Here is a 21,397-nt window from a genome sequence, read left to right as displayed (position 1 = left end):
TAGGAATGACAAAAAGTAAAGAAATCACAACATTTAACGTTCAAGTAGCTGATTTTATTCGTAATCATAAAAAAGCAGGAACAGCAGTAGATACAGAGGTCTTTGAAAAACTGGTCTCTCCTTTTGGACTAGAGGCTGAGGCAATTGAAAACTTAATTGAACGTCTAGCAGACGGAGGAATTTCAATTACAGATAGTCAAGGAAATCCTTCATCAACTTATAAAACTCCAGAGATCAAGCCAGAGGAGTTAACAGACGAGGAATTACTTGGCAGTAACTCAGCTAAAGTCAATGATCCAGTACGTATGTACTTGAAAGAAATTGGTGTGGTTGCTCTTTTAACCAATGAAGAGGAAAAAGAGTTAGCGATTGCCGTTGAAAATGGTGACCTTCAAGCTAAACAACGTTTAGCTGAAGCTAACTTACGTTTGGTTGTTTCTATTGCGAAACGTTATGTTGGTCGTGGGATGCAATTTCTTGATTTGATTCAAGAAGGTAATATGGGCTTGATGAAAGCGGTGGATAAGTTTGACTACTCTAAAGGATTTAAGTTTTCAACTTATGCAACCTGGTGGATTCGTCAAGCCATTACACGCGCTATCGCCGATCAGGCACGTACCATTCGTATTCCTGTCCACATGGTAGAGACGATTAACAAGTTGGTTCGTGAGCAACGTAATCTCTTACAAGAGTTAGGACAAGATCCTACACCAGAGCAAATTGCAGAGCGTATGGATATGACACCTGACAAAGTGCGTGAGATCTTGAAAATTGCACAAGAACCTGTATCTCTTGAAACTCCAATTGGTGAAGAAGACGACAGTCATTTAGGAGATTTTATTGAGGATGAAGTGATTGAAAATCCAGTAGATTATACGACACGTGTTGTTTTAAGAGAGCAGTTGGACGAGGTGCTTGACACATTGACAGATCGTGAAGAAAATGTCTTACGCTTACGTTTTGGTCTTGATGATGGGAAAATGCGTACCTTAGAAGATGTAGGTAAGGTCTTTAATGTCACACGTGAGCGTATCCGTCAAATTGAAGCTAAGGCACTTCGTAAATTACGTCATCCAAGCCGTAGCAAACAATTGCGTGACTTTATGGAAGAATAAGGAGACGGTATGGCAAACTATACAGAGCAAGAGGTAGAAGCTATCAAAGACCGTATTTTACAAGGATTGGAAACGGTCATTGACCCTGAATTAGGTATTGATGTTGTGAATCTAGGCTTGATTTATGAAATCCGTTTTGAAGATGATGGGGCAACTGAGATTGATATGACTTTGACAACGATGGGGTGTCCACTGGCAGATTTATTAACAGATCAAATTCATGATGCTATGAAGGAAATTCCAGAGGTTACTAAAACAGAAGTGAAGTTGGTATGGCAACCAGCTTGGACAGTGGATAAAATGAGTCGGTATGCACGAATCGCCTTAGGGATTAGATAAATAAAAAATCAGATTGGGTAATCTACCCAATCTGATTTTTTGTCTCGTAGCAGAAAATTGCTAGCACTCCGGAATTATGATAATGTAGATTTATCAGAATAAACAAGGAGAACAATATGGTGAAAAAATATGATTATATCGTGATAGGTGGAGGTTCAGGAGGTATTGCTTCTGCAAATCGTGCAGCGATGTACGGTGCGAAAGTCCTGTTAATTGAAGGAAAAGAAATAGGCGGTACTTGTGTCAATTTAGGTTGTGTTCCTAAAAAAGTCATGTGGTACGGTGCGCAAGTAGCAGAAACCCTTCATAAATATGCTCCAGCTTATGGCTTTGATCTTTCTGTTGATCGATTTGATTTTCAAACCCTAAAGGCAAATCGTCAATCTTATATTGAGCGTATTCATCAATCTTATGAACGTGGTTTTGAACAAACTGGAGTTGAAAAGTTATCGGCTTATGCAACTTTTATTGATGAGCATACTGTTGAGGCAAACGGTGATTATTATACTGCGCCACATATTTTGGTGGCAACTGGTGGACATGCTCTTTATCCTGATATTGAAGGGGCTGAATATGGGATGACCTCAGATGGCTTTTTTGCTCTAGAGGAACTTCCTAAGCGTGTAGCGGTTGTGGGAGCTGGCTATATTGCAGTAGAAGTATCTGGAGTTCTCCATAGTTTGGGGGCGGAAACACATCTTTTTGTCCGCCAAGATCGTCCACTTCGCCACTTTGATCGCTATATTGTTGAGGCTCTGGTAGAGGAGATGGAGGCTGATGGCCCTATTTTACATACCTATGCAATTCCTCAAAAAGTAGTTAAAAACCCAGATCAAACGCTTACTTTATATCTTGAAAATGGTGAAACTTTTACTGTCGATGCTTTGATTTGGGCTATCGGAAGACGTCCTAATACTGCAGGATTCGGTTTAGAAAAAACAGGGGTCGCCTTAACAGATAAAGGCTATATTGCCGTGGATGAATTTGAAAATACATCGGTAGAAGGGATATACGCTCTTGGAGATGTGACAGGTAAATTAGAGTTAACACCAGTTGCCGTTGCAGCAGGACGTCGGTTGTCAGAGCGTCTATTTAACCATAAACCTGACGAAAAACTAGATTATACCAATGTGGCCACAGTTGTCTTTAGTCATCCTGCAATTGGAAGTGTAGGATTGACAGAAGAAGCTGCTATTGAAAAATATGGAAAAGAAAGTATAAAAGTTTACACCTCAACGTTTACTTCTATGTACACAGCTGTCAGCGCTCACCGTCAAGTCTGTCGTATGAAATTAGTTGTACAAGGAAAAGATGAAAAGGTTATTGGACTTCATGGTATTGGATATGGAGTTGATGAGATGATTCAAGGCTTTGCAGTGGCTATTAAAATGGGAGCAACAAAAGCAGATTTTGACAATACTGTAGCAATTCATCCAACAGGGGCAGAGGAGTTTGTCACAATGAGATGATGTTGATAATAGAAAAAGAGACTGATCAAGTCTCTTTTATAGTGTTAAGGGATAAATTTTTGTCGAATTTCTGAAATAAAATAAAGTGATCCTGTTACAACAAATAAGGTTTCTTGCTCTTCTTCATGATACCAGTCCTCAAAATGCTTTACTTTATTAAAGTAATCGGGATACTGATTCAGTGGTTGTGCTTCAAAAAAATCAAAGCTAGTGACACTAAGCGGGTAGTCACTAAGCGCATTTAATAAAGGAGAGAGAGATTTACGGCCTAGTCCTGCAAATAGAATTTTAACTTTTCTAGAAGGGTAGTGATCTTGTAAAAGTGTTAGTAATTGCTTGATACCATCACTATTGTGTGCACCATCAAGTAACAAATTTGGACGAAGAAGCTCACTTCGTCCAGGCCATTTTGTGTTGTTTAGCCCTTGTTTTATTGTTTTTAAAGAAATTTTTGGAAAGTTTTCTGATAAGATAAGACTACACATCGCAGCTAGGCTGGCATTAATTTTTTGGTGTTGCCCTAAGAGTTGAAGGTGGATAGGGCTAATGACAATATCGTGATAAGTGAAAGTATCCTTGCTCAGTTTAAAATCTTGTCCAGCTTCAAAAGTTAAGCTATCATGATTGTAGGCAGTGTTGTAAAAGAGTTGGCGAACATCATTGGAAACAGGTCCAAAAAGTAAAGGAACATGATCTTTGAGCACCCCGATTTTATGTTTCGCAATTGATAAGTGGCTCCTACCTAACTTATCTTCGTGATCAAGACTGATAGAAGTGCAAATAACTGCTAGTGGCATAAAAACATTGGTCGCATCATAAAGACCCCCAATCCCAGCTTCAATAAAAGCAATATCCACATTTTTTTGAGCAAAGTATTGAAACATTAAGATGGTGACCAACTCAAATTCTGTGATGTCTCCAAATGTTGTCTCTTTTAGATTTTCAAGCATGGGGAGAATAGAGTTTAACAGAACTGTTAAATCTGCATCAGGGATTTCTTCTCCACAGATGGCAATTCGCTCATTAAAGCGAGTAATATAAGGAGAAGTGAAGGTTCCCACTTGATAACCAGCCTCTGTAAAAATATGTTGAAGGTAGCTGGTTGTGGAGCCTTTTCCGTTTGTCCCAACAATATGGACAGCTGGAAATTGATGTTGTGGGTTACCTAGCTGCTCTAGACACCATCTAACACGATCAAGATTGGTGCCTCTTCCTTTGGCGCGTTTACTGTGAATGAAATTCAAGGTTTCTTGATAGTTCATGGATTTCCTTTATATAAAAAGGGGAGTGATGGAAACTAAAATGTTAACATTTTAGCATCTCCACTGCCCACATAAAATCTTAAGAATAAAAGAGATGGTTTAAGGTGTTGTGACACTGTCAGCAGCAGAAGGAGTTTCACTGGTTGCAGTGGCTGCTTCAGTTGCTGTAGTGGTTTCGTTACTGATGGCCTCACTTGAAGAGGCGAGTGTACTGTCTTCGATAGTATCGGTTGAACTGCTCTCAACAGTTGTTGTTACTTGATTACTTGCGTCAGTACCTGTTTCAGTACTAGAGCTAATGTAGCTCCCTGCAGTATTATTATTTGTTGTATCAACTTGTTTGACGATGGAGCTACTAGATGAGGTGTTATCTTTTTCTTTATTACTATTCATATAGTTATTGATAGTAAGGGACGCTGTGATAATCCCCAAAGTTCCCCCTATGATAGCAATGGTTTTTTGAAGGGCGGAAATCCCTGTCGAGAGATGCTCAGTAGCACGTTTACCTTGTTTTTTAGTTTGCTTTTGATTTCTTGAGTATTCGTTTGACATGCTATCCTCCTTGTTTTTTATTATTATACATTTTTTTGAGAAAAATTCCATATCTAAAGGTAAATTTCTCTTGACTTATTCTGGTGATAAATATGCTATAATGAAAGAGATTGAAAAAAGAGAGAGAATGACGTAATATGATTTTTTTTGATAACGCTGCAACAACTCGTCCTTATACAGAAGTATTGAGAACTTATCAAGAGGTTGCAGAAAAAATTTTTGGAAACCCATCGAGTTTACATCGTTTAGGGAGTCAATCCACACGTATCTTAGAAGCTTCACGAAAACAAATTGCAGATTTAATCAAGGTCTCTTCTGATGAAATTTTCTTCACTTCTGGAGGGACAGAGGCAGATAATTGGGCTATTAAAGGCATTGCCTTTGAAAAACGTCAATATGGAAAACATATCCTAGTATCAGCAATTGAGCATCCAGCGGTTAAAGCGTCTGCTAAATGGCTAACCAAACAAGGGTTTGAAGTTGATGAAATTCCTGTAACGAAAGAAGGATTTGTGGATGTTGAAGCTTTCAAACAACTGTTAAGACAAGATACGATTTTAGTTTCAGTTATGGCAGTCAACAATGAAATTGGCAGTATTCAACCTATAGAAGCTATTGCGACAGTTTTAAAAGATAAGCCGACAGTTTCTTTTCATGTCGATGCTGTTCAAGCTATTGGAAAAATAAAAGTAGAAGATTTTTTATTGGACAGGGTTGATTTTGCAAGCTTTTCAAGTCATAAATTCCACGGTGTACGTGGAGTGGGTTTTCTTTATAAAAAAGCTGGTAAGAAAATTTCTCCTTTGTTATCTGGGGGAGGTCAAGAGTCTGATTTGCGCTCGACAACTGAAAACCTTGCAGGGATTGCGGCAACAGCCAAGGCGTTGCGTTTAACTTTAGATAAAGCAGAAGTGGCTCATCACAAGATGGCTAAGATGAAGCAGGTTATTTTATCAGAGTTAGAACAACGGGATGATATCTTAATTTTTTCAGGCACAGAAAGGTTTACCCCAAATATTATAACCTTTGGAATTAAGGGAGTCCGTGGCGAAGTTGTGGTACATGCCTTTGAAGAGCACGATATTTTTATTTCAACGACTAGTGCCTGTTCTTCAAAAGCAGGAAGTCCAGCTGGTACTTTGATTGCTATGGGAATTCCAGTGAAAGATGCTCAAACTGCTGTTCGTATTAGTTTAGATGATGATAATGATATGGGGCAAGTAGAGCAATTTCTAACAATTTTTAAACAAATTTACGATAAAACCAAAAAGGTAAGGAGATAAGATGCAATATTCAGAAATTATGGTACGCTACGGTGAATTATCGACAAAAGGTAAGAATCGGATGCGTTTCATTAATAAACTAAAACGTAATATTCAAGACGTACTTTCTATTTATCCATCTGTTAAGGTGACGGCAGATCGCGATCGTTGTCATGTCTTTCTAAATGGACAAGATTATGCTCCTGTGGCGGAAAGTCTAAAGCAAATATTTGGTATCCAAGCCTTTTCACCTTCTTATAAGGTTGAAAAAGATGTTTCGGTGTTAAAAGACTCTGTCCAAAAGATTATGACTTCCATTTATCAAGAGGGGATGACCTTTAAAATTACGGCTAAGCGTAGTGATCACAATTTTGAGTTAGATAGTCGTGATTTAAATTTAACGTTGGGAGATGCAGTTTTTGATGCAATTCCACATGTTAAAGTACAAATGAAAAATCCTGACATTAACCTTAAGGTTGAGATTCGTGATGAGGCTGCATATCTTTCTTATGAAAATATAAAAGGTGCAGGAGGACTACCAGTAGGAACTTCTGGCAAAGGGATGTTGATGTTGTCAGGTGGGATTGATTCACCTGTTGCTGGTTATCTCGCTTTAAAACGCGGTGTAGATATTGAGGCTGTCCATTTTGCAAGTCCTCCTTATACCAGTCCAGGTGCTTTAAAAAAAGCGCATGACTTGACACGTAAGTTGACTAAGTTTGGTGGTAATATTCAATTTATTGAGGTTCCTTTTACTGAAATTCAAGAAGAAATTAAAGATAAGGCTCCTGAAGCTTATTTGATGACTTTGACGCGTCGTTTTATGATGCGCATCACTGATGCTATTCGCGAAGAACGCGGAGGATTGGTGATTGTTAATGGTGAAAGTCTTGGGCAAGTCGCTAGCCAGACGCTTGAGTCTATGCAAGCCATCAATGCAGTGACCACAACACCTGTCATTCGTCCAGTGATTACGATGGATAAGTTAGAAATCATTGATTTAGCTCAAAAAATTGATACGTTTGATATTTCGATTCAACCTTTTGAAGATTGTTGTACAATTTTTGCACCAGATCGTCCTAAAACCAATCCTAAAATTAAAAATGCAGAGCAATATGAAGCTCGTATGGATGTAGAAGGCTTGGTGGCGCGTGCGGTTTCAGGCATTATTGTGACAGAAATTACTCCTCAAGCGGAGCAGGACGAGGTTTCTGATTTAATCGAAGACTTACTTTAATAGAATAGAAAGATTGGATGGACGTCCAATCTTTTTTGATATTTAGACTAGGTTAACGGTTTGATGAAAAAGTGTTATAATGAAAAAGAACAGGAGGTTTTTAGGATGGTTTATAAAAAAACAATTTTAGCCAGCTTGATGGCTTTAGTAGCGATATTTGGCATAGCATTAGTGATGGATTTAACAGGTTCTAGCCAAGTCAAGAATCTTAATACAGATCAGTCTCAGGAACCGCTGAGGACAGCTCGAGTGGTAGCAAACGGTGATATTCTTTATCATGATATTCTTTACACCAGTGCTAGACAGGCAGATGGGACGTATGATTTTAAACCTTATTTTGAATACGTCAAAGAATGGATTTCTGGAGCGGATTTAGCAATAGGTGATTTTGAAGGAACGATTAGTGCAGATTACCCTCTATCAGGATATCCTCTATTTAATGCGCCATCAGAAGCAGCAGATACGATGAAAGATACAGGATATGATGTGGTCGATTTAGCACATAACCATATTTTAGATTCAGGATTATCGGGAGCCCTAAATACTGCACAAGTCTTTAATGATCTTGGAATGGACACGATTGGAGTGTATCAGAAAGATCGTGCGACAGAAAATATCTTAATCAAGGAAGTTAATGGCATAAAAATAGCAATCTTAGGTTATGCTTATGGCTACAATGGCATGGAAGCTAACCTAACAGAAAAGGAATATCAGCAACATATGTCTGATTTGGATGAGTCTAAGATAGAGGCAGAGCTTAAAAAAGCAGAGCAAGAAGCAGATGTTACCATTGTGATGCCTCAGATGGGAGTGGAGTATGCATTGGAGCCTACCCAAGAACAAGTGACCTTATATCATAAAATGATTGACTGGGGAGCAGATGTTATTTTTGGTGGCCATCCTCATGTTATCGAACCTGCAGAGGTGGTAAAAAAAGACGGAGATAAAAAATTTATTATTTATTCTATGGGAAATTTCCTCTCTAATCAAACTTTTGAAATGCTGGGGAACAAATGGACAGAACGTGGTTTATTGATGGATGTTACCTTTGAAAAATCAGGAGGAAAAACAAGTATTAAAACTGTCCAAGCACACCCTACCCTTGTTCATGCAACTGGAAAAGGAGTAGTTGGTCAGGAAGGGTATGAATACTATGATTATCGTGTCATGATTCTAGAAGACTTTATTGAAGGTGGGAAATACCGTGATACACTGGATGAGGCAATGAAAGCAAAGGTAGATCAAGCTTATCAAGAAACTAATGATCTTGTTCAGTTGAAATGGTAATACATTTTCAATTTTTTCATTAAGACCATTATAAAATAAGGCAAGGCGTTTTCTAAATTACCTGTTAGAGAACGTCATGCCTTGTTTTTATTTTCTTTTTCATAGTATAATAAGAGATAAGAAAAAATGAGGAGAGCTCTATGTTTGCGCAACTGGATACTAAAACAGTCTATACCTTTATGGATAGCTTAATTACTATTCCTTCTTATCTCAAAAAGGCAAAAGAGTTAGGATATAGCCATATCGGAATTATGGACAAGGATAATCTTTATAGCGCTTATCATTTTATTAAGGCTGCTCAAAAAGAAGGGATGAAACCCATTTTGGGAGTTGAGATGGATTTGATTTATCAAGACCGCTCAATCACTTTTCAGTTTATTGCCTTAAATACTAAGGGCTATCAAAATCTGTTGAAATTATCTACAGAAAAAATGACTGGACAAAAAATATGGGAATCCTTGACAGAATTTTTAGGAGATTTAGCGATTGTCATACCTTATTTTTCTGGAATAGAAGAGATAAGGCTGCCAAAAGATTGTTACATTGGCTTACGATCAGATAGCCCCAAATTAGCATACGACCGTCCGACTATCCCTATTCACACTGTTCGGTATTATAGTAATGATGACCGTGAAAGCTTGCAAGTATTAAGAGCGATTCGTGATAATGTTCAATTAAAAGATATTGGATCAGTTCCGAAAGACCAAGTTTTATATGCCTCAGCCACAATGGAGGAGATATTTAGAGCGCGATTTCCTGAGAGTTTATTACAATTAGAACAGCTCGTTTCTACAATCGAGTATGAGTTTGATACCAATTTAAAATTGCCTCGCTTTAATCGTGAAAAAGAGGCTGTGATAGAACTAAGAGAACGTTCAGAAGAAGGATTAAAAACTAAGGGGCTTTGGAATTCAGTTTATCAAACTCGCCTCAATCAAGAGTTGGATGTGATTCATCAAATGGGATTTGATGATTATTTTCTTATTGTTTGGGACTTATTACGCTTTGGTCGTAGTCGTGGCTATTATATGGGGATGGGGCGAGGATCAGCAGCAGGAAGTTTGGTGTCCTATGCTTTAGATATTACGGGGATTGATCCTGTAAAAAATCATCTTCTATTTGAACGGTTTTTAAATGTTGAGCGCTACAGCATGCCTGATATTGATATTGATTTGCCTGATATTTATCGTAGTGAGTTTTTACACTATGTCAGAGACCGTTACGGAAGTCATCATACGGCTCAAATTGTCACCTTCTCTACTTTTGGAGCAAAGCAGGTTATCCGTGATGTCTTTAAGCGATTTGGAGCTACTGAATATGAGTTGACACAGTTGACTAAAAAAATTAGTTTTAAAGATACGTTAGCCTCTGCCTATGAAAAGAATATATCGTTTCGTCAGCTCATTCATAGCAAAACAGAGTATCAACGAGCATTTGAAATTGCCAAAAAAATAGAAGGTCAACCAAGACAGTCTTCTATTCATGCTGCAGGTATTGTGATGAGCGATGATAATCTCACCAACCATATTCCTCTTAAAGGTGGAGAAGAAATGTTCATTACGCAATACGATGCCAATGCTGTTGAAAGTAATGGTCTATTAAAAATGGATTTTCTTGGACTGCGTAATTTGACTTTTCTTCAAAAAATGCAAGAGGCTCTAGTTGAAGAGACAGGTAGAGATTTTTCAATCAGAGATATACCGTTAGAAGATGCGGCTACTTTACGTTTGTTTGCCTCTGGACAAACCAAGGGAATTTTCCAGTTTGAACAGGCTGGTGCTATTCATCTTTTAAAGAGGATTCAACCTTCAAAGTTTGAGGAAGTTGTAGCAACCACCAGTCTTAATCGTCCAGGGGCTAGTGATTACACTGACAATTTTGTCAATCGTAAATATGGAAAAGAGAAAGTTGATTTGATTGATCCTTTGGTCGCACCTATTTTAGCGTCAACTTACGGTATTATGCTTTATCAAGAGCAGGTCATGCAAATTGCTCAGGTGTATGCTGGATTTACGTTAGGGAAAGCAGATCTTTTAAGACGCGCCATGTCTAAAAAAAATATCAAAGATATGGAAGACATGAAACAAGAGTTTATCTCTGGAGCAAAAGCGCTAGGTCGAGATTTGGGAGTAGCTGAGCATCTTTTCTCTATGATGGCAAAATTTGCGGGTTATGGCTTCAATAGGAGTCATGCCTATGCCTATTCTGCCTTAGCTTTTCAATTAGCATATTTTAAGACGCACTATCCCCATATTTTTTATGCTGTGATGCTAAATTACTCCAGCTCAGAATATTTAAATGATGCCTTAGAGAGAGGATTTAGCTTATCTTCGATAAGCATCAACACCATTCCTTTTCACGATAAGATTCAGAAAGAAAAGATCACACTAGGCCTTCGTCACCTAAAAGCAGTTCCCAAAGAAATGTCCTATTGGATAATTGAGAACAGGCCATTTAAGAGTATTGAAGATTTTCTGATGCGCTTACCAGAAAACTATCAGAAGTTAGAAATACTAGAAACGATGGTAAAAGTTGGACTGTTTGATGACTTTGAAAAAAATCGTAAGAAAATTTTGCTAAACCTCGATCATCTTTTGATTTTTGTCAACGAATTGGGCAGTCTTTTTGCGGATTCATCTTACCATTGGCTTGAGAGTGAGGATTTTAATAGTGTTGAGAAATACCAATTTGAGCAAGAAATTTTAGGTATCGGTCTTAGCCCCCATCCTTTACAAGAAGCGATGAGAACCAGCGTTCATCCATTTTCTCGCATTGTTGATTTATCTAGTGGTCAACAAGCAACAATTCTTGTCCAGCTAGAGAGGATAAAATTAATCCGAACAAAAACTAAAGGACAACAAATGGCATTTTTAACAGTAAGTGATACGCAGAAAAAACTGGATGTCACGGTTTTTCCAGAACAATATCACCATCTGAAAGAGCAACTTAATGAAGGAAACTTATATTATATGATCGGGCGCATTCAAGAAAGAGATGGGCGCTTGCAGATGGTACTCAATCAGCTTGAGTTAGTTGTCATGGAAAAGTTCTGGATTCAGATGGTCAATCATGACAAAGATCAAGAGGTGGCAGCTATTTTAGCACGTTATCCAGGAAATATCCCAGTATTGATTCATTACAGTGATCGTAAGGAGACCATTCGTAGTCAGCACTTTCTGGTTCAAAAAAGTGAAAATTTAGAAAAAGAATTAAGCACAATCGTTATGAAAACGGTTTTTCGTTAAAAAAGATAAGAAATTGTAAGCAATTTTAGAGTAGATATGCTATAATAAAAACGTTAAAAATAAAAAAGGAGTATCAAGCAAAATGAAACGTATTGCTGTTTTGACTAGTGGCGGTGACGCTCCTGGTATGAACGCTGCTGTTCGTGCAGTTGTTCGTAAAGCAATGTCAGAAGGTATGGAAGTTTACGGCATCAACTACGGCTATGCTGGTATGGTTGCTGGAGACATTTTTCCACTTGATTCACGTGCAGTTGGTGATAAAATTTCACGTGGTGGAACCTTCCTTTATTCAGCGCGCTATCCAGAGTTTGCAAAACTTGAAGGACAACTCGCTGGTATTGAACAATTAAAAAAACACGGTATTGAAGGCGTAGTTGTTATCGGTGGTGATGGTTCTTACCACGGAGCTATGCGTTTGACAGAGCACGGTTTTCCTGCAGTTGGTGTACCTGGTACAATTGATAACGATATTGTGGGTACTGACTACACAATTGGATTTGATACAGCTGTGAATACAGCTACAGAAGCGATTGACAAGCTTCGCGATACCTCATCAAGTCATAAACGTACTTTTGTGGTTGAGGTAATGGGACGTAATGCTGGGGATATCGCTCTTTGGTCAGGTATTGCATCTGGTGCAGACCAAATCATTGTCCCAGAAGAAGAATTTGATATCAATGCTGTCGTTTCAACTATTAACAAAGGTTATGAACTTGGAAAAAATCATCACATTATTGTTCTTGCAGAAGGTGTGATGAGTGGTGATGCTTTTGCGGCTAAGCTAAAAGAAGCAGGTGATACTAGCGACCTTCGTGTCACAAACCTTGGACATATCCTTCGTGGTGGTTCTCCAAGTGCGCGTGATCGTGTGTTGGCATCATGGATGGGAGCACATGCTGTTGATTTACTTAAAGCAGGTCGTGGTGGTCTGGCTGTCGGTATTCATAACGAAGAGTTGGTAGAAAGCCCAATTCTTGGTACGGCAGAAGAAAATGCATTGTTTAGCTTGGGTGAAGGTGGTAAGATTATTGTTAATAATCCGCATAAAGCACGTCTTGACTTTGCTGACTTGAACCGCAAATTAGCTCATTAAGAACATTATCTTATTTCGTTTACATTTGTTATTACTATGTCGTTTAGCGACAAACTATAAAAGGGAGTTTTATTTATTATGAATAAACGCGTAAAAATCGTTGCAACACTTGGTCCTGCGGTAGAAATCCGTGGTGGTAAAAAATTCGGCGAAGATGGATACTGGGGTGAAAAACTTGATGTTGAAGCTTCAGCACAAAAAATTGCTGAATTAATTAAAGAAGGAGCTAACGTTTTCCGTTTCAACTTCTCACATGGTGACCATGCAGAGCAAGGTGAGCGTATGGCTACTGTACGTCGTGCAGAAGAAATTGCAGGACAAAAAGTTGGTTTCCTTCTAGATACTAAAGGACCAGAAATTCGTACAGAATTGTTTGCAGACGATGCAAAAGAATATTCATACAAAACTGGTGACAAACTACGTGTTGCTACAAAACAAGGTATCAAGTCAACTAAAGAAGTTATCGCATTGAACGTAGCTGGTGGCCTTGACATTTTTGATGATGTTGAAGTTGGTCGTCAAGTTCTTGTTGATGATGGTAAACTTGGTCTTTCTGTTGTAGCTAAAGATGAAGCAACTCGTGAATTTGAAGTTGTTGTGGAAAATGATGGTGTAATCGCTAAGCAAAAAGGTGTGAACATCCCTAACACTAAAATTCCTTTCCCAGCTCTTGCAGAACGCGATAACGCAGATATCCGTTTCGGTCTTGAGCAAGGTCTTAACTTTATTGCTATTTCATTTGTTCGTACTGCTAAAGATGTTGAAGAAGTTCGTAACATTCTTAAAGAAACTGGTAATGAACACGTTCAATTGTTCTCAAAAATTGAAAACCAACAAGGTATTGACAATATTGATGAAATCATCGAAGCTTCAGATGGTATCATGATTGCTCGTGGTGACATGGGTATTGAAGTTCCATTTGAAATGGTTCCAGTTTATCAAAAAATGATCATCACAAAAGTTAACGCAGCTGGTAAAGCTGTTATTACAGCAACTAACATGCTTGAAACTATGACTGATAAGCCACGTGCAACTCGTTCAGAGGTATCAGACGTATTTAACGCTGTTATCGATGGTACTGATGCAACTATGCTTTCAGGTGAATCAGCAAATGGTAAATACCCAGTTGAGTCAGTTCGTACAATGGCTACAATTGACAAAAATGCTCAAACTCTTCTTAAAGAGTATGGTCGTTTGAACTCAGCTAACTTTGAGCGTACTAATAAAACAGAAGTAGTGGCTTCTGCTGTTAAAGATGCAACTAATTCTATGGAAATTAAATTGGTAGTTGCTCTTACTGAATCTGGTTCAACAGCTCGTGCTATTTCAAAATACCGTCCAGATGCAGATATCTTGGCTATTACATTTGATGAAAAAATACAAAAATCATTGATGATTAACTGGGGTGTTATTCCAGTTGTTACGGACAAACCATCATCAACTGATGATATGTTTGATGTAGCAGAAAAAGTTGCTCTTGAAAGCGGTCTTGTTGAATCAGGTGATAACATTGTTATCGTAGCTGGTGTACCAGTTGGTACTGGTGGTACAAATACAATGCGTATCCGCACTGTAAAATAATAAGATTTTTAAAAGCCTATTGTATCAAGGTTTCATCCTTGTGCAGTTGGCTTTTATTTTTGTTTTGAGGCATTTTGGCTCTTTGTCAACTGTAGTGGGTGACTTATAACCAAGTACGAGAGTGAATCAAGTGGTCGTGTTTCTTTTTTATCTTCAAATCAAAAATTACTCTTGGTGTAAAGTGGTTAGAGTGTCTATGTCTGTTACTTAAATCATTTTGATAAGATATTGACAAGGCAAGGATAAGCCAATGCGCATGCGAGGAACAGATATTGCAAAGGGGGATAGGAAAATTTTCATACCTGTACTTTAATTTGCTTGCTTTTTTTATATCAGAAAACATGATATAATGGTAAGCATAAAGTTAGGAGAAGTTATGGTAAAACGAGATTTGATTACAAATACGATAATTGGTGTTCTTATTGTTGGAATAGTGATTTTATTGAGGGTTTTTGTGTTTTCTACTTATCAAGTAAAGTCATCAGATGAAAATTCTTATTTTAAAGAAAATGAGATTTTACTTGTTCATGCTAAACAGGAGCCTAAATATAAGGATTTTATCGTTTATGAAGTAAACCATCAGACTTATATTGGACGTGTTATTGCTAGTGAGGGGGAAAGTGTCACCTATATGGATGATATTTTTTACTTAAATAATTCTGTTGAGAGTCAGGCTTATATTGAGAAGTTAAAATCGGCATTTCTTTCAGATGCTTCAAATGAATCTCCCTATACTCAAGACTTTACCTTGGCTACCATTTCTAATCAACATGATTTGAGTGAGATTCCTAAAGGAAAATATCTGGTTTTAAATGATAATCGACGTAATTTAAAAGATAGCCGTCAATTTGGCTTGATTGATAAGAGTCAAATTAAAGGTGTTGTGACGTTTAAGTTATTCCCCTTAAGTCAATTTGGTTTTCTAGATGTAGAGTAGTTGTAGCTACTCTTTTTTTAATGCTAAATTGACTATACCAATTTTTATTGTTGACAAGTTTGTTTTATTGTTATATACTGACTTAAGTAGTTCGGGATAGTCTTTTTGACTATACCAATTTTAAATATGAATAGAGAGGCTAGTAACGATACTAGGTAAAATTTTATGTGTGGAATAGTTGGTGTTGTTGGAAATACCAATGCAACAGATATCTTAATTCAAGGATTAGAAAAGTTAGAATATCGAGGATATGATTCTGCAGGTGTATTTGTGGTATCTCAAGAAGAAAAAGGGAAATTGGTCAAATCTGTTGGTCGCATTGCAGAATTAAAAGCAAAATTGACAGATGGAGATCAAGGTACCGCAGGTATTGGTCATACGCGTTGGGCAACGCACGGGAAGCCAACGGAAGATAATGCGCATCCACATCAATCTGAGACAGGTCGTCTAGTGCTTGTTCATAATGGTGTGATAGAAAATTATTCTGAGATTAAAGAGACTTATCTTTCAAATCATCACTTTAAAGGTCAGACGGATACTGAAATTGCCGTTCATTTGGTTGGTAAATTTGTGGAAGAAGAGGGGCTTTCAACTTTGGAAGCTTTTAGAAAAGCACTTCACATCATTGAAGGTTCTTATGCTTTTGCATTAATTGATACTGAGGACTCAGAAACCATATATGTAGCTAAAAATAAATCACCACTTTTAATTGGCTTGGGTGACGGTTATAATATGGTTTGTTCAGATGCTATGGCCATGATTCGTGAAACAAGTGAATTTATGGAAATTCATGACAAGGAACTGGTTGTGGTGACCAAGGATCAGGTGTCTATCCAGACTTATGCTGGTGATAGTGTAGAGCGCACGTCATATACTGCAGAGTTAGACTTATCAGATATAGGTAAAGGGACCTACCCTTATTACATGTTAAAAGAAATTGACGAGCAGCCTACAGTAATGCGTAAATTAATTAGTGCTTATACTAATGAAGCTGGTCAAGTTACTATTGATAAAGATATTATTAAGGCTGTGCAAGATGCTGACCGTATCTATATTCTAGCTGCGGGAACTTCGTATCATGCTGGTTTTGCCTCTAAAGATTTTCTTGAAAAACTAACTGATACCCCTGTTGAATTAGGAATTGCTTCAGAATGGGGGTATAACATGCCTTTATTGAGTCAGAAGCCTTTATTTATTATGATTAGTCAGTCTGGAGAAACTGCAGATAGTCGTCAAGTACTGGTTAAAGCAAATGAGATGGGTATTCCAAGTTTAACGGTTACTAATGTTCCAGGTTCAACACTTTCTCGTGAGGCAACACACACGATGTTATTGCATGCAGGTCCAGAAATTGCAGTAGCTTCAACTAAAGCCTATACAGCACAAATTGCAACATTAGCCATTTTAGCAAAAGCAGTTGGAGATGCCAATGGAAATCCTTTGGCTGAGACGTTTGATTTAGTTCATGAGCTATCTTTAGTTGCACAATCTATTGAATCAAGTCTTTCTGAAAAAGAATTGATTGAGAAAAAAGTATCTAGTCTCCTTTCAACCTCTCGTAATGCATTTTACATTGGACGTGGTAGTGATTATTACGTTTCTATGGAAGCGAGCTTGAAATTAAAAGAGATATCCTATATTCAATGTGAAGGCTTTGCGGCAGGAGAATTGAAGCATGGAACAATCTCATTGATTGAAGATGGTGTTCCAGTTTTAGCTTTGATTTCAAATCATCCACATTTAGCAGCTCATACACGAGGAAATATCCAAGAAGTTGTTGCACGTGGAGCAAATGTTTTAACCATTGTAGATGAAAATATGGCTAAAGAAGGAGATGACATTACTGTAAGAAGTGTTCATCCATTCTTATCAGCTATTGCAATGGTAGTCCCAACGCAATTAATTGCTTATTATGCAACCCTTCAAAGAGGTCTTGATGTTGACAAACCACGTAACCTTGCCAAATCCGTTACAGTAGAGTAAAATAGTATAGAAAAAAATCAAAGGAGCTTGTATGTCTTTACCAAATTGTCCAAAATGTAACTCAGAGTATGTTTATGAAGATGGAACTTTATTAGTTTGTCCAGAATGTGCTTATGAATGGTCACCAAGTGAAGTATCAGAAGAAGAGGAAGGCTTAGTCGTTCTAGATAGCAATGGAACCCGTTTGTCTGACGGTGACACTGTTACAGTTATTAAAGACCTTAAAGTCAAAGGTGCCCCTAAAGATATAAAACAGGGAACACGTGTTAAGAATATTCGCTTAGTAGAGGGTGACCATAACATTGATTGTAAAGTTGATGGTTTTGGTGCAATGAAATTAAAATCAGAGTTTGTAAAAAAACTATAGAAAGATTATAGCTAGGAACAATGTTCCTAGTTTTTTTATCTAATATTCATTGAGTGTTGGTACTTGAAAAATTTATAGGGTTTGAAGAAATTAATAGTAAAGCCTGAAAAAGAACTGTATAAATGTTCATGTTTTTGGTATAATAATAGTAGTTATCGTTTTTTTAGGAGTAACAATGTCTTATATATTTGAAGTTTTACCCAGTTTATTAGATGGGGCTCTTGTAACGTTACAAGTATTTTTTATCGTCATTATATTATCCATTCCATTAGGGGCAGCCTTGGCCTTTTTGATGCAGATAAAATTTAAGCCTCTACAATGGCTATTAACTGTCTATGTTTGGGTGATGCGAGGAACCCCTCTACTATTGCAATTAATTTTTTTCTACTATGTCCTCCCATCTGTTGGTGTGACCTTTGATCGTATGCCTGCAGCAATTTTAGCTTTTACCCTAAATTATGCAGCCTATTTTGCTGAAATTTTCCGTGGAGGAATTGAGGCTATTCCAAAAGGTCAATATGAGGCGGCAAAAGTATTGAAGTTTAATCAGCTCCAAACCATTCGCTATATTATCCTACCGCAGGTTATTAAAATTGTCCTACCAAGTGTATTTAATGAAATTATTAATCTTGTGAAAGATTCTTCCCTTGTCTATGTTTTGGGTGTTGGTGATCTTTTGTTAGCAAGTAAAACAGCAGCTAACCGTGATGCTACTCTAGCACCAATGTTTATTGCAGGTGGAATCTATCTCTTACTTATTGGAGTGTTGACAGTTGCCTCTAAACGTGTAGAGAAAAAATTTAATTATTATAAATAAGGTGATCTATGTTAGAATTAAAACAGATTTCCAAAAGCTTTGGAGATAAGAAAATTTTTGAGAACTTTAACTTGACCGTATCAGAAGGAAAAGTTTTAGCGATTGTTGGTCAATCTGGTGGAGGAAAGACCACTTTACTTCGAATGCTAGCTGGATTAGAGAGTATTGATTCAGGTGAGGTTGTTTATAAGGGAGAGTCTGTTCCGGTTGATCATTTAGAATCAAAAAATTTATTAGGATTTGTTTTTCAAGATTTTCAGTTGTTTCCACATCTAACAGTACTTGATAACTTGACCCTCTCGCCAATTAAAACGATGAATATTTCAAAGAGCGATGCTGAGAGTAAGGCTATGGATTTACTTGAGCGATTAGGTCTAGCTGATCATGCCAAAGCTTATCCACACTCTTTATCTGGTGGGCAAAAACAACGTGTTGCCTTGGCTAGAGCGATGATGATCGATCCCAAAATTATTGGTTATGATGAGCCAACGAGCGCTCTAGATCCTGAGTTAAGGCAGGAAGTGGAAAAGTTAATTTTACAAAACCGTGAGACAGGAATTACACAAATTGTGGTAACGCATGATATGCAATTTGCTGAAAATATTTCTGACGAGATTTTAAAAATTAATCCTAAATAAAATAAGTGAGGTTGTGAAGATGAAGAAGTTATTATTAGTTATGTTATCAGTGTTGACTGGCTTTGTTTTAGTTGCCTGTGGTAGTAAGTCAGATACTGCTGAGGACAAATGGTCAACTTATGAGAAAGAAAAAACCATCACGATTGGTTTTGATAATACCTTTGTTCCTATGGGATATAAGGATAAAGATGGAAAAAATGTTGGATTTGATATTGATTTAGCGACAGCTGTTTTTGAAGAATATGGTATCAAAGTAAAATGGCAGCCTATCAATTGGGATTTGAAAGAGACTGAATTAAATAATGGAAAAATTGATTTAATTTGGAATGGTTACTCTAAGACAAGTGAGCGAGAAGAGAAAGTCTTGTTTACCAATTCTTATATGAAAAATGAGCAAGTTTTAGTCACTAAGAAATCTTCAGGTATCACAACATTTGCTGGAATGAAGGATAAAGTCTTGGGAGCACAATCTGGTTCATCAGGTTATGATACTTTTACGGCGAATCCAGAAGTCTTGAAAGATATTGTAAAAGATAACGATGCTACTCAGTATGAGACATTCACACAAGCATTGATTGATTTAAAATCAGATCGTATTGATGGCTTATTGATCGATCGTGTGTATGCTAATTATTATCTTCAACAAGAAGGTGAGTTGGATCAGTACAATATTATTAAGAGTGAATTTGAGGGTGAAGATTTTGCTGTCGGAGCCCGTAAATCTGATAAAACATTAGTGGAAAATATTAATAAAGCCTTTAATAAGCTTTACCAATCAGGAAAATTCCAAGAAATTTCAAATAAATGGTTTGGTGAAGATCTGGCAACCGATAAATGGTTTGGTGAAGATGTGGCAACCGATGCTGTAAAGAACTAAAAAAATAAAGACATCAGAAGTGAAATCTGATGTCTTTATTTTTTTATGAAAAGAGAGATATTTTAGTTATTCTTGATTTGACAGACTTAAAGTAGTGATTTGATGAAAAAGAAGTTGCCAGTTTTCGTGTCGGCGCCAAAGTGAAGTGTGTTTTTCACCGTTTAACGTATAGGTGATGAGTTTTGTTTTTTGACTAACTGATACCATTGAAAATTCACTAAAATCATTAGTTTGAGGTGTAAAAATTGTATCCAGTTGAGTTAGCTGATAAGACTTTCCGTCATTAGCAATCCAAATGATATCTTTAGAAAGGAGTTCGGTATAATCTGGAATTTGAGAGAGGATAATTTTTTCATACTTATAAAGTTTATTGTAAATATTTTCAAAGATTTCATCTTCGGGAATACTTGATGGTTCGACATGGATATCAATATCGTAAATATTAAATTTTTCTCGGAGTAAGTTTTCAACTTCTTCTGTAATTTCATGACTTTCATAAACTGAAAGATCAGGATTCATCTCTAAGACAAGATCGAGGTAAACATTGCTTCCATAAGTTCTTCCTCGCTGTGATTTAACACGAGAAATTTTTGGAATTTGGAGAATGGCTAATTCATATTCTTTTAGATGACTGTCATCAAATCCATCTGATAAACTAAAAGCAGAAGCTATAAAAATATCATAGGCAGTTTTTAGAATAAAAAAGGTGATGATAATAGCTACAATCTTATCAATAATAGGAAAATTAAGTGAACTTGCAATAATAGCAATAGAAGTTCCGATAGAAGTAACAGCATCAGATAGGTTGTCTTTAGCGGCAGCTAATAGCGCACCCGATTTTGCTTTATTAGCTAATTGTTTATTGTAAAGGTAAATCAGATACATAATGACAGCTGATATGATACCGACAATAGCCCCTATTGGGTCAATCTCGGTTTTGCTATTATTAACAATCATCTGGATAGTTTGAAGCAATACCTGAAATCCAACGACGAACATGATAAATGAAGTCAGGAGACTAGAGAGATCTTCGATTTTCCAATGACCAAAGCGATGATCTAAGTCTGCTGGACGTCTAGCTAATCTGAGGCCTATCAATATCGCAATGTTTCCAATGATGTCAGAGACGTTATTGAATCCATCTGCAACCAGTGATGAGGAATGTAAAAAATAGCCGACAGTAAGCTTAGCTATAGATAGCATAACATAAGCAGTGATACTAATAATGGCACCGCGTTCTGCAAGTTTTAGATTGTCTGTTGGGTTATGACTCATGATAACTCCTTTTAATGTTATGGCAATACTTTATTATATCATTTTATAAATGGTATTTTAA

Annotated in this window: 18 protein-coding genes; 15 read left to right on the top strand and 3 right to left on the bottom strand. The window is 37.1% G+C overall.

Annotated elements, in window-relative coordinates; translation table 11 throughout:
* Positions 1–5 precede the first annotated feature (5 nt).
* From rpoD to gorA, 3 genes are all read left to right on the top strand, one after another.
* Positions 6–1,115, top strand: a complete 1,110-nt coding sequence (gene rpoD, locus ACQRDX_RS06935) for an RNA polymerase sigma factor RpoD (protein ID WP_427895567.1) — start codon at positions 6–8, stop codon at positions 1,113–1,115.
* Between the two features lie 9 nt (positions 1,116–1,124).
* Positions 1,125–1,454, top strand: coding sequence for a metal-sulfur cluster assembly factor (locus ACQRDX_RS06930; protein ID WP_354369888.1), 330 nt, complete (start codon positions 1,125–1,127; stop codon positions 1,452–1,454).
* Between the two features lie 116 nt (positions 1,455–1,570).
* On the top strand, positions 1,571–2,923 hold the full coding sequence (gorA, locus tag ACQRDX_RS06925) for a glutathione-disulfide reductase (RefSeq protein ID WP_427895565.1): 1,353 nt from the start codon (positions 1,571–1,573) through the stop codon (positions 2,921–2,923).
* A gap of 44 nt (positions 2,924–2,967) precedes the next feature.
* On the opposite strand, the gene ACQRDX_RS06920 is transcribed toward gorA, so the two are convergent.
* Both ACQRDX_RS06920 and ACQRDX_RS06915 read right to left on the bottom strand, forming a co-directional pair.
* Positions 2,968–4,185, bottom strand: a complete 1,218-nt coding sequence (locus ACQRDX_RS06920; protein ID WP_427895563.1) for a bifunctional folylpolyglutamate synthase/dihydrofolate synthase — start codon at positions 4,183–4,185, stop codon at positions 2,968–2,970.
* Between the two features lie 99 nt (positions 4,186–4,284).
* Entirely contained in the window at positions 4,285–4,737 is a 453-nt protein-coding gene (locus tag ACQRDX_RS06915) for a DUF6556 family protein (protein WP_427895561.1), read from the bottom strand.
* A gap of 137 nt (positions 4,738–4,874) precedes the next feature.
* Here ACQRDX_RS06915 and ACQRDX_RS06910 point away from each other — a divergent pair, with 137 nt between their 5' ends.
* The 12 genes from ACQRDX_RS06910 (at position 4,875) to ACQRDX_RS06855 (ending at position 20,061) form a co-directional block, all read left to right on the top strand.
* A complete protein-coding gene (locus ACQRDX_RS06910; RefSeq protein ID WP_427895559.1) occupies positions 4,875–6,020 on the top strand; it encodes a cysteine desulfurase family protein in 1,146 nt (381 codons plus the stop codon).
* A 1-nt stretch (position 6,021) separates the two neighbouring features.
* Complete coding sequence (gene thiI / locus ACQRDX_RS06905; RefSeq protein WP_354369818.1) at positions 6,022–7,236, top strand: tRNA uracil 4-sulfurtransferase ThiI; 1,215 nt, start codon at positions 6,022–6,024, stop codon at positions 7,234–7,236.
* Positions 7,237–7,341: 105 nt separating this feature from the next.
* On the top strand, positions 7,342–8,523 hold the full coding sequence (locus ACQRDX_RS06900; protein WP_354369819.1) for a CapA family protein: 1,182 nt from the start codon (positions 7,342–7,344) through the stop codon (positions 8,521–8,523).
* Positions 8,524–8,663: 140 nt separating this feature from the next.
* Positions 8,664–11,768 (top strand): DNA polymerase III subunit alpha, encoded by a 3,105-nt coding sequence (locus tag ACQRDX_RS06895; RefSeq protein WP_427895556.1) that lies wholly within the window; start codon positions 8,664–8,666, stop codon positions 11,766–11,768.
* Between the two features lie 82 nt (positions 11,769–11,850).
* Positions 11,851–12,861 carry a 6-phosphofructokinase gene (gene pfkA / locus ACQRDX_RS06890; protein ID WP_427895554.1) on the top strand — a complete coding sequence of 337 codons (1,011 nt, stop codon included), beginning with the start codon at positions 11,851–11,853 and terminating at the stop codon, positions 12,859–12,861.
* A gap of 78 nt (positions 12,862–12,939) precedes the next feature.
* Complete coding sequence (gene pyk, locus ACQRDX_RS06885) at positions 12,940–14,442, top strand: pyruvate kinase (RefSeq protein WP_354369822.1); 1,503 nt, start codon at positions 12,940–12,942, stop codon at positions 14,440–14,442.
* Positions 14,443–14,818: 376 nt separating this feature from the next.
* Positions 14,819–15,379 (top strand): signal peptidase I, encoded by a 561-nt coding sequence (gene lepB / locus ACQRDX_RS06880; RefSeq protein WP_354369075.1) that lies wholly within the window; start codon positions 14,819–14,821, stop codon positions 15,377–15,379.
* Positions 15,380–15,544: 165 nt separating this feature from the next.
* The gene (glmS, locus tag ACQRDX_RS06875) at positions 15,545–17,362 is read left to right on the top strand and encodes a glutamine--fructose-6-phosphate transaminase (isomerizing) (RefSeq protein WP_427895551.1); all 1,818 of its coding nucleotides are present in this window, start codon (positions 15,545–15,547) and stop codon (positions 17,360–17,362) included.
* A 31-nt stretch (positions 17,363–17,393) separates the two neighbouring features.
* On the top strand, positions 17,394–17,729 hold the full coding sequence (locus ACQRDX_RS06870; RefSeq protein ID WP_427895549.1) for a zinc ribbon domain-containing protein YjdM: 336 nt from the start codon (positions 17,394–17,396) through the stop codon (positions 17,727–17,729).
* A 175-nt stretch (positions 17,730–17,904) separates the two neighbouring features.
* On the top strand, positions 17,905–18,546 hold the full coding sequence (locus tag ACQRDX_RS06865) for an amino acid ABC transporter permease (protein WP_354369069.1): 642 nt from the start codon (positions 17,905–17,907) through the stop codon (positions 18,544–18,546).
* A gap of 8 nt (positions 18,547–18,554) precedes the next feature.
* Complete coding sequence (locus ACQRDX_RS06860; protein ID WP_427895547.1) at positions 18,555–19,184, top strand: amino acid ABC transporter ATP-binding protein; 630 nt, start codon at positions 18,555–18,557, stop codon at positions 19,182–19,184.
* 13 nt (positions 19,185–19,197) lie between these two features.
* Positions 19,198–20,061 (top strand): transporter substrate-binding domain-containing protein, encoded by an 864-nt coding sequence (locus tag ACQRDX_RS06855; RefSeq protein ID WP_427895545.1) that lies wholly within the window; start codon positions 19,198–19,200, stop codon positions 20,059–20,061.
* 66 nt (positions 20,062–20,127) lie between these two features.
* On the opposite strand, the gene ACQRDX_RS06850 is transcribed toward ACQRDX_RS06855, so the two are convergent.
* Positions 20,128–21,336 (bottom strand): cation diffusion facilitator family transporter, encoded by a 1,209-nt coding sequence (locus ACQRDX_RS06850; protein ID WP_427895543.1) that lies wholly within the window; start codon positions 21,334–21,336, stop codon positions 20,128–20,130.
* Positions 21,337–21,397 lie beyond the last annotated feature (61 nt).

It is taken from the genome of Streptococcus sp. SGI.013 (assembly GCF_050315295.1).
GTDB classification, from domain to species: Bacteria; Bacillota; Bacilli; order Lactobacillales; family Streptococcaceae; genus Streptococcus; species Streptococcus porcorum.
Note: the sequence above shows the minus strand (reverse complement) of the source record. Positions and strands in the feature narration are given on the sequence as shown.